This is a genomic window from Pseudolysinimonas sp. (assembly GCF_044239695.1).
Lineage (GTDB): Bacteria > Actinomycetota > Actinomycetes > Actinomycetales > Microbacteriaceae > Pseudolysinimonas_A.
Genome location: NZ_JBIIAW010000116.1, coordinates 1 through 8,037, shown reverse-complemented (window position 1 = coordinate 8,037; position 8,037 = coordinate 1). Strand labels below are relative to the sequence as shown.

The 8,037-nt window shown below is 71.0% G+C and carries 9 protein-coding genes and 1 pseudogene; 1 reads left to right on the top strand and 9 read right to left on the bottom strand.

The window, feature by feature from the left end; all coding sequences use genetic code 11:
• Positions 1–221: 221 nt before the first annotated feature.
• The 5 genes from ACILQS_RS14070 to ACILQS_RS14050 are packed head-to-tail and all read right to left on the bottom strand — an operon-like array spanning position 222 to position 3,914.
• Positions 222–1,496, bottom strand: a complete 1,275-nt coding sequence (locus ACILQS_RS14070) for a hypothetical protein (protein ID WP_395640759.1) — start codon at positions 1,494–1,496, stop codon at positions 222–224.
• 21 nt (positions 1,497–1,517) lie between these two features.
• Positions 1,518–2,117 carry an exonuclease domain-containing protein gene (locus ACILQS_RS14065; RefSeq protein WP_395640758.1) on the bottom strand — a complete coding sequence of 200 codons (600 nt, stop codon included), beginning with the start codon at positions 2,115–2,117 and terminating at the stop codon, positions 1,518–1,520.
• Positions 2,114–2,497 carry a RidA family protein gene (locus ACILQS_RS14060; protein WP_395640757.1) on the bottom strand — a complete coding sequence of 128 codons (384 nt, stop codon included), beginning with the start codon at positions 2,495–2,497 and terminating at the stop codon, positions 2,114–2,116. Before ACILQS_RS14060 ends, ACILQS_RS14065 begins: the two co-directional genes overlap by 4 nt.
• A gap of 32 nt (positions 2,498–2,529) precedes the next feature.
• Complete coding sequence (locus ACILQS_RS14055; RefSeq protein WP_395640756.1) at positions 2,530–2,958, bottom strand: GNAT family N-acetyltransferase; 429 nt, start codon at positions 2,956–2,958, stop codon at positions 2,530–2,532.
• 8 nt (positions 2,959–2,966) lie between these two features.
• On the bottom strand, positions 2,967–3,914 hold the full coding sequence (locus tag ACILQS_RS14050; RefSeq protein WP_395640755.1) for an EamA family transporter: 948 nt from the start codon (positions 3,912–3,914) through the stop codon (positions 2,967–2,969).
• Between the two features lie 71 nt (positions 3,915–3,985).
• On the opposite strand from ACILQS_RS14050, the gene ACILQS_RS14045 reads away from it, so the two are divergent.
• Positions 3,986–4,531 carry a CGNR zinc finger domain-containing protein gene (locus ACILQS_RS14045; RefSeq protein ID WP_395640754.1) on the top strand — a complete coding sequence of 182 codons (546 nt, stop codon included), beginning with the start codon at positions 3,986–3,988 and terminating at the stop codon, positions 4,529–4,531.
• Between the two features lie 99 nt (positions 4,532–4,630).
• Here ACILQS_RS14045 and ACILQS_RS14040 read toward each other — a convergent pair whose 3' ends face one another.
• From ACILQS_RS14040 to ACILQS_RS14025, 4 genes and pseudogenes are all read right to left on the bottom strand, one after another.
• Positions 4,631–5,569: a type II secretion system F family protein gene (locus tag ACILQS_RS14040; protein WP_395640753.1), complete on the bottom strand. Its 939-nt coding sequence runs from the start codon at positions 5,567–5,569 to the stop codon at positions 4,631–4,633.
• The gene (locus ACILQS_RS14035) at positions 5,566–6,426 is read right to left on the bottom strand and encodes a type II secretion system F family protein (protein WP_395640752.1); all 861 of its coding nucleotides are present in this window, start codon (positions 6,424–6,426) and stop codon (positions 5,566–5,568) included. The genes ACILQS_RS14040 and ACILQS_RS14035 overlap by 4 nt, the downstream gene beginning before the upstream one ends.
• The gene (locus tag ACILQS_RS14030) at positions 6,423–7,652 is read right to left on the bottom strand and encodes a CpaF family protein (RefSeq protein ID WP_395640751.1); all 1,230 of its coding nucleotides are present in this window, start codon (positions 7,650–7,652) and stop codon (positions 6,423–6,425) included. The genes ACILQS_RS14035 and ACILQS_RS14030 overlap by 4 nt, the downstream gene beginning before the upstream one ends.
• A gap of 86 nt (positions 7,653–7,738) precedes the next feature.
• Positions 7,739–8,037, bottom strand: a pseudogene (locus ACILQS_RS14025) (cell wall protein); the annotation flags it as partial.

Sequence of the window (8,037 nt, the reverse complement as noted above, 5' to 3'; positions counted from 1 at the left end):
GGAGAGCACGCCGTCGAGGGCGGTGATGCGCTCGAGCAACCACGCCGCGGGCGACGGGGACGGCGCCGGAGCACCCGGCATTCCGGCGCAGCCGCCGAGACCGAGCAGCACACCGACGACCGCGAGGACCCTGATCCGATTCCACACGGCGTGAGTCTTGCCAACGATCCTGGGAGCGGTCAGGGTGCGGTGACCTTCCACTCGACGCGGCAGACTCTCGCTCAGTGCGCGGCGGGCTCCGCCTGCATGAGGTCGATGTAGTCCTTGATCGTCGGCATCGCGGTGAGCTTGTCGTGGAAGAACGTGTTCACCAGGTTCACCACCTGGGCCTGCGCGCCGGTGACCTCCGCGGTGCGCTCCTCGCCGGTCGCCTGCGACTCGAGGGTGCGGCTGAGGTGCTGCAGCGCCTGCACGATCTCGGTCTCCTCGTCGCCTTCCAGCGACTTCACGACCTCGAGCACGAGCGCGTCGGACTGGGCCCGCACGTCGTCGATCGGGATGCTGCTGCCGGGCTGGGTCGCGTTGTCGAGCGTCACGATGAGCGACCACACCTGGTAGAGGATCGTCGTCGGCTCGTCGAACAGCTCCCGCACGAAGGCCGCGTCGTGGTGCCGACCGGAGAGGCGGAACACGTTGTACATGCGCTTCGCGGCCTTGCCGTAGTTGAGGTGCTTCGTGAGGTACTTGCGCACCTCCCCCTCGAGCTGCGCGACGTAGTCGTCGAGGGCGTCGTCGCTGACGTGCGCGACCACCTTCGCGAAGGTCGGCACGTCCTCGGCATCCAGGTAGACCTCCTGGAAGAAGGTGTCGAGGTAGCCGTCGAGGGCGACGATCTCGCCGTTCGGAGCCTCCCAGGTGACGTCGATCACGTTGCTCGCGTTGGAGAGCTTGCCGCGCTCGGGGTCGGTGACGACCCAGTCGGCTTTCACCCAGCCCGGGTCGAGCGCCGCGTCTTCCCAGCGCACCGGGCCGTCGACCGTTTCGATGACACCGGCCTCGATGTCGGCGAGGGTCCAGCTGATCGGGGCGCCGGACTTCGTGCTGCCGAGCTTCGCCTCGAGGAACTGATAGGTCGCCCCCCGGGTGAACGCGAGCACCTTCTCCTTGAGGAATCGCGCGAGCAGCGCACACGCCTCCTCGCGGGTGTCGGCCCGGATGTTGAAGCGCTGGAAGAAGTCGGCGTCGCCGGGGAAACTCTGGATCTTCGACTGCGCCGCCGACCCTGACAGCGCGAGCGCGCCTTCACTCACGGCCGGGTCGCCCGTCAGCTCGACGATCTCGCCGATCTTGCGGAACCGCGCGAGGTCGCGAGGGCTGAAGTCGAGCATCGCGACCCGGTGGCCGAACGTGCCGCTCTCGGCATCCACCGAGATGTCGTCGTCGGACTGGGCCGCGATCGCCGTCAGCCAGGCGACGGTGTCGGTCTCGTCGAGCTCGACGCCGAGCCGCTTCGCCGACTCGATGATGCGCTGCAGATCTTCGGCCGGGTCGGTCACGGTGCTCCTCGAGGGAAGGGGTCAGGATGCTTCGGTGGCTTGCGTGCTGGCGGTGCGGAGGGCGGCGGCATCCTCGGAGATCCGGCGGAACAGTTCGGCCTGATCCCGGGCGTCGCCGAGAGCATTGTGGGAGAGCGGTCGACCCGAGAGGTACTTCGGCGAGAGGTGCCGCATGCTCGTCTCCTCCCAGGTCGAGCCCATCATGCCGACGTAGTACGACTTGATGTCAAGGCCTCCGTGCCCGAACGGGTTCTCGACGTCGTAGCGCACGAAGTACTCGTTGACGAACATCCAGTCGAAGACGGCGTTGAACCCGACGAAGACCGGGCGATGGGTCTGCGGCGGCACGACGTCGCGGATCCACTGCGCGAACTCCAGCATCGCCTGCCGGGGCTCGGTGCCCTCGGCGGCGAGGGTCTCCATCGACAGGCCGCTGACCTCGAGGGCGGAGGGGATGACGGCATCCCGGTCGGGCTTGAGCTCGATGTAGAAGCCACGGTCGGGGTCGTCGATCGGGCACGCGCCGATCGAGATCATCGCGTAGTCGCCGGGGGTGGGGCCGGCCGTCTCGACGTCGACCGAGATGAAGCGTTCGGGGCGGACGCGCGGCGCCGCGCTCATGCCTGCCCGAGGTGCGCGGTGACCTCGATCTCGATCTTCATCGCCGCGCTCGACAGTTTCGCCTCGAACGCGGTCGCCGCGGGACGGATCTCGCCGAAGACCTCCTGCAGCGCCGGCCAGGTCGCCTCGAAGTCGTCGATGTTCGGCAGCAGGTAGTGCACGCGCACGACGTCGGCGAAGGATGCCCCCGCCTCGGCCAGCGCGGCGCCGATGTTCCGCAGCGCCTGCCGGGTCTGCTCCTCGACGTCGTCGGAGATCGTCATCGTCGAGTAGTCGTATCCGGTGGTGCCCGAGACGAACACCCAGTCACCGGAGACCACGGCACGCGAGTACCCGATCTGCGACTCGAAAGTGGACCCGGACGAGATCAGCCTGCGCATCCCGCCAGGTTAGCGGCTGAGCCCTGTTCGGATCAGATCGGCGGCGGGGCGATCCGCGCCATCCAGTTCTCGGGTTTCGCGAGCGGCTCGAAGCCGTACTGCGCGTACAGTCCGTGGGCGTCCGCCGTCGCGAGCACGACGCGCGGCACGCTCAGCGCGCTGAGCTCGTCCACCACTCGGGCGATGAGCGCCTTCCCGACGCCTCGGCCGCGCGCCGCGTCGTCGACGTACACGTCGCAGACCCAGGCGAACGTCACGCGGTCGGTCACGACCCGCGTGTACCCGACCTGCTGCCCCGTCGTCGCGTCGTAGGCGCCGAAGTTCCAGGAGCCGTCGATCGCGGCATCCTGACGCTCCGGGGTGCGCCCCTTCGCCCAGTACGACTCCTCGAGGATCCACCGACGGATGCGGGCACGGTCGAGTTCGGTGTCGTCGTCGGAGATGCGGATGCCGTCGTTCACCCGTCTATTCAAACCCGGGAGTCGACGGTCTCGAGCACGGGCTCGGGATCGGGCTCGGTCGCCGCCTTCTCGGCGCGCACGCACGCGATGCCGGTGAGGATGAGCGCCCCGCCGAGGAGTTGGAGCGGCCCGAGCTGCTCGCCCAGCACGATCCAGGCGAACAGCGACGCGAAGACGACCTCGAGCATCCCGACGAACGACATCAGCCGGGACCCCAGCAGCTGCGACGCCGCGATGCTCGTCGCGTAGCCGACGGCGGTCGTCGCGGCGAGCAGCAGCAGCGGTGCCCACCACGGGATCTGCAGGCCGCCCATGGCGACCTCGGTCAGCACGATGTCGAAGGGCACGAGTCCCGTGACGCCGACAAGGCCGAGGCTCGCGGAGCCGATGAGCAGTCCGAACGCCGCGAGCGCGACCGGCGGCAACCCCTGCGCGGGGCGCGCGGCGATCACGTAGTAGAGGGCGCAGCCGACCGCGGCGAGGGCCGCGAAGAAGTACCCGAGAGCATCCCCGCCGCCTACGGGACCGATGATCATCACGAGACCCCCGACCGCGACGACGGCTCCGACGAGCACGATCGGCTTGGGCAACCTGCGCGTGGCGACCGCGACCCAGATCACGAGCAGCAGCGGTGCGAGGTACTCGATGAGGAGCGCCGACGACACGGGGATGCGCTGCAGGGAGGCGAAGTACACCAACTGGGTGCCGGCGACCCCGATCAGCGCCATGCCCAGGATGCGCCAGCGCGCCCGCCACACCGTGTCCCACTTGCCGCGGAGCGCACGGGCGGCGAACGGCAGCAGCAGGATGCCGGCGAGCCCCGCCCGCGCGGTGACGGCGGCGGCCGGACTCCAGCCCGCCTCCATGAGCGGCTTCGCGAGGGCCCCCGAGGTGCCGAAGGCGACGGAGGCGAGCACGCCGATGAGGAGTCCGGTGGTGACGCTGGTGCGCTGCATGGTTCTCTGCCCGTCAGGAGTCTTGTGGGTTACGATCCTGACGGTACGCGCCCCGCGACGTAAGGTTCAAATTGCATTTCACTCCTGACACCGAGGACAACATCGCGTTCCTCGTCGACCTCGCGAACACGCATCCGACGGCCTCCCGCACGGGCACCGACGAACTCTCGACGCCGGCCGAGCTGACCGCTCTGCTCGACCGCCACGGCTTCACCGGACGCTTCGATCGCGACGACGCCGAACTCGCCTCCGTCGTGCGCGCCCGCGAGGATGTGCGCGGCCTGTGGTCGCTGCCGCCCGACGAGCGGGTCGCCGAGATCAACCGCTGGCTGCGCGAGACCAAGGCCCTCCCCTACCTCGCGAAGCACGACCGCTTCGACTGGCATTTCCACGCGACCGAGGCCGACGCCCCGCTCGCCGACCGCATCCGCGCCGAAGGGGCGCTCGGCATCGCCGAGATCGTGCGCTACGACCAGCAGGACCGGATGCGGGTCTGCGCCGCAGACGACTGCACCGGCATCCTCGTCGACCAGTCGCGCAACGGCTCCAAGCGCTTCTGCTCGGTGCGCTGCGGCAACCGCGTCAACCAGCAGGGCTTCCGCGAGCGGATGGGCTGACCAGGCCTCGCGAATCGCCCGCTCAGCACCGTCGCGCGAGACCTGCGGCGTGTCGCTCGGCGTATCGCCACACACCGGTGCTGAGCGGGCGACGTCGACTCAGAACCCGAGCTGCAGGACGAGGATGCCGGGGAAGATCGCGAACGCCACCGTCACGGGCAAAATCAGGAAAACCAGCGGGATCATCATCGCGATCTCCTTCTTGCCCGCGGCTTCGAGCAGAGACCGTTTCGCGTCGTCGCGGGAGTCCTGCGCCTGAGCGCGCAGCACATCGACGAGCGGGGTGCCGCGATCGAGCGCGCCGACGAGCTGGTCGACGGTGCGGCTGAGCGCCGGCAGCTGGATCTCATCGGCGCAGCGCTCGAGGGCGACCGCGAGCGGCACCCCGGCGTTGACCTGGGCGACGACGGTGCCGATCTCGCGGGCGAGGTCGCCGTTGCCGGCGCGGGCTACCCGGCGGAGGGCGTCGAGCACGGCCTCGCCGGCCGAGAGCGACAAGGTGAGGAACTCGAGCACCGTCGGCAGCTCCTCGGCGATCCGGGAGCGTCGGGCCCGGGCCGCGCGCGACAGCAGCTGGTCGGGCAGCAGCACGCCGATCGCGAGGCACACCGCGACGACCACTCCCGCGAGCAGGGGCGAGACCGCGGTCGACCGGGCCAGCGCCACGGCGAGCAGGATGCCCGCGCCGGCTCCTGCCGCGCCGGCGAGCAGTTGGCGTCCGCGCAGCGCTTCGACGGTGATCATCCACCCGGCCTGGTGCAGGCGGCGTTCGACCGAGTCGTCGCCGCCGAAGACGGCGACGAGAGCAGAACGGATGCGGCGGCCGACCGGCGCGAGCAACCCACCGACGAACGGCAGCGGCTCGGCGGGCCGCCGGTCGAGGAACTCGCGCGCCTCGGGCGACACGTCGGCGACGTAGGGCGCCACCCGGGCTGCGAGCCGCGTTGCGCCGACCCGCGGCACGAGTCCGAGCAGCGTCCACAGCCCGACTCCGAGCGTGACGCCGACGGGGATCGAGAGGGCGAGCAGCGGCGTCATGCGAACCACCGCCGCTCGTCGGGCAACCGGCCGAGGGCGATCATGATGCGGTAGGCGACGACCGTCACGGCGAGTCCGACGACGAGCAGCACGAGTCCCGCGGGACTGTTGTACGCGGCGGCGGCTTCGGGCCGCGACGCGAGGAGCAGCAGCACCACCCAGGGCGCCACGACCCCGAGCCGCGCGGCACCGCGCACCCACGACTGGCGGGCCTCGACCTCGGATCTCACCGCGGCATCCGCCCGTAGCGAGGTGCCGAGTGCCCGCAGCACCGTGGGCAGTTCGGAACCGCCGACCTCGCGCGCCATCTTGAGGGTCTCGACGATGCGGTCGGCGATCGGATCGGCGAGGTCGGCCTTGAGCCCGTCGAGCGCCGAGGCGAGGTTGCCCGAGCCGAGCGCGCGGCGCTCGAAGGTGCGGAAGGCGGCGCGGGTCTCCGCGGGGCCGACCTCGGCGAGCGCCCCGACCGCTTCGGCGAGCGGCACCCCCGCACGGATGCCGGACACGAGGTGATCGACGAGGTCCGGCCAGGCGAGGCGCAGCGTCTTGCGCAACGCCGACGCCCGCATCGACAGCACGGCGAGCGGCGCCGCGGCGCCGACACCGGCGGCCCCGAGCGCGAGCACCGGCACGGGGGCGACCGCGAGCACGACGGCCCCCGCGACCACTCCGCTCAGGATGCTCAGCGCGATCGGCACCCCGACCGCGATGCGCCCGAGCCCGGCCTGTGCGAGGCGAGCGCGCATCCCGTCGAGGGCCGAGCGACGTGGACGAGCGCCCGCGGCCCGCGGCCAGAGGAACGGCGACGCGACGAGCAGCATCCCGACACCGAGGAGCAACCCGGCCGCGACGATCATCGGCTCACCCGCAGGTACGCGGCTGGGTCGACCCCGGCGCGGGAGAGCTTCTCCACCTGGGTCGGCAGTGCCCCGGTCGCGACGAGCCCGTTCGGGCCGCGCGAGAACAGCCGGGTCGACTCGATCACCCCGTCCCGCGCGGATCCGGTCGGCGCAACGATCTCGACGACGTGCCGATGCCCGGTGCGGTCGAGTTCGGCGTGCACGACGAGGTCGATCGACGTCGCGACCGTGGGCACGACGAACGACGCATCGATGTTCCGCCCGGCGAGCAGAGGAAGGGTGGCGAGCTTCCGCAGCGCGTCGGATGCCGAGTTGGCGTGCAAGCTGCACATCCCCGGAAGCCCGGAATTCAAAGCGATCAGCAGGTCGAGCGACTCGGCTTCGCGCACCTCGCCGACCACGAGGCGGTCGGGGCGCATCCGCAACGCCTCCTTCACGAGTCGGCGCAGCGTGACCTCGCCGGTGCCCTCGAGCGACGCCTGCCTGCACTGCAGCGCGACCCAGTCGGGAGCGGAGACGGCGAGCTCGAACGTCTCCTCGACGGTGACGATGCGCTCCTCGGGACGGGCCGACGCGAGCAGCGCTCCGAGCAGCGTCGTCTTGCCCGACTGTGTCGCCCCCGACACGAGGATGTTGAGCCCCGCCCAGACCGCGGCGTGCAGGAACTCGGCGGCCTGAGCCGAGAGCGACCCGAGCCGCACGAGTTCGCGCAGGTCGCGCATCCCGGTGCGGAACTTGCGGATGTTGACCGCCCAGTGCGCCCGCGTGATGTCGGGGATCGCGACGTGCAGCCGCGACCCGTCCGGCAGCGAGGCGTCGACGAACGGCGACGACAGGTCGACCCGGCGACCGGTGGAGCGCAGCATCCGCTCGACCAGGTCGCGCACATCCGTCTCGGTGAGGTCGAGCTGGATGCGTTCCGAGACGCCGTCCCGCGCGATGAAGATGCGGTCGGGAGAGTTGATCCACACTTCTTCGACCGTCGGGTCGTCGAGCAGCGGCTGCAGCGGCCCGAGCCCGGTGACGGCGGCGATGATCTGCCGCGCCGCCGACTGCTCGTCGCCCACCATCGGGGCCGAGCCGCCGAGCGCGCGCTCCGAGTAGCTGCGCAGCTCCTCCCGCACCAGGCGGTCGGCGAGGTCGGAATCGGCAGCGAGATCGACCCCTTCCCGGCGGACGCGCTCGCGCACCCGATCGGTGATGAGGTCGACGGCTGCGGTCACCCCGCCATTGTGCGAACGACCCGCCGCACGCGGCAGGCTTTGTCCACAGGGCCGGGCCGCCCCATCGGCGTCCCGGCCCGGGCCCCTCAGGCCATCGACCGCCGGCGCCTGGTGACCGCGACCGCGACGGCGCCGAGCAGCAGCAGCACGGATGCCAGGCGCAGCGGCCCGCCGATCTCGCTGCCGGTGTCGGCGAGACGGGTCACGGTCAACGACACCCAGCCGATGAGCGTGCCGTCGAGTGCCTGCACGACGAGGCGGTGCTGACCGGCAGGCACCCCGGCCGGAAGGGTCACCTTGACGGTGCCGGCCGCGCTCACCGTGAACCTGCCGAGCAGGATCGGGGTGGAGTGCAACCAGACCTGCACGCGCTCCCCGGCGTGCA

Bases quoted from the DNA above. Each gene is read 5' to 3' on its own strand.
- ACILQS_RS14065 (WP_395640758.1), bottom strand. From the start codon at position 2,117: ATGAGCGCGGCGCCGCGCGTCCGCCCCGAACGCTTCATCTCGGTCGAC.
- ACILQS_RS14060 (WP_395640757.1), bottom strand. From the start codon at position 2,497: ATGCGCAGGCTGATCTCGTCCGGGTCCACTTTCGAGTCGCAGATCGGG.
- ACILQS_RS14050 (WP_395640755.1), bottom strand. From the start codon at position 3,914: ATGCAGCGCACCAGCGTCACCACCGGACTCCTCATCGGCGTGCTCGCC.
- ACILQS_RS14040 (WP_395640753.1), bottom strand. From the start codon at position 5,569: ATGACGCCGCTGCTCGCCCTCTCGATCCCCGTCGGCGTCACGCTCGGA.
- ACILQS_RS14035 (WP_395640752.1), bottom strand. From the start codon at position 6,426: ATGATCGTCGCGGCCGGGTTGCTCCTCGGTGTCGGGATGCTGCTCGTC.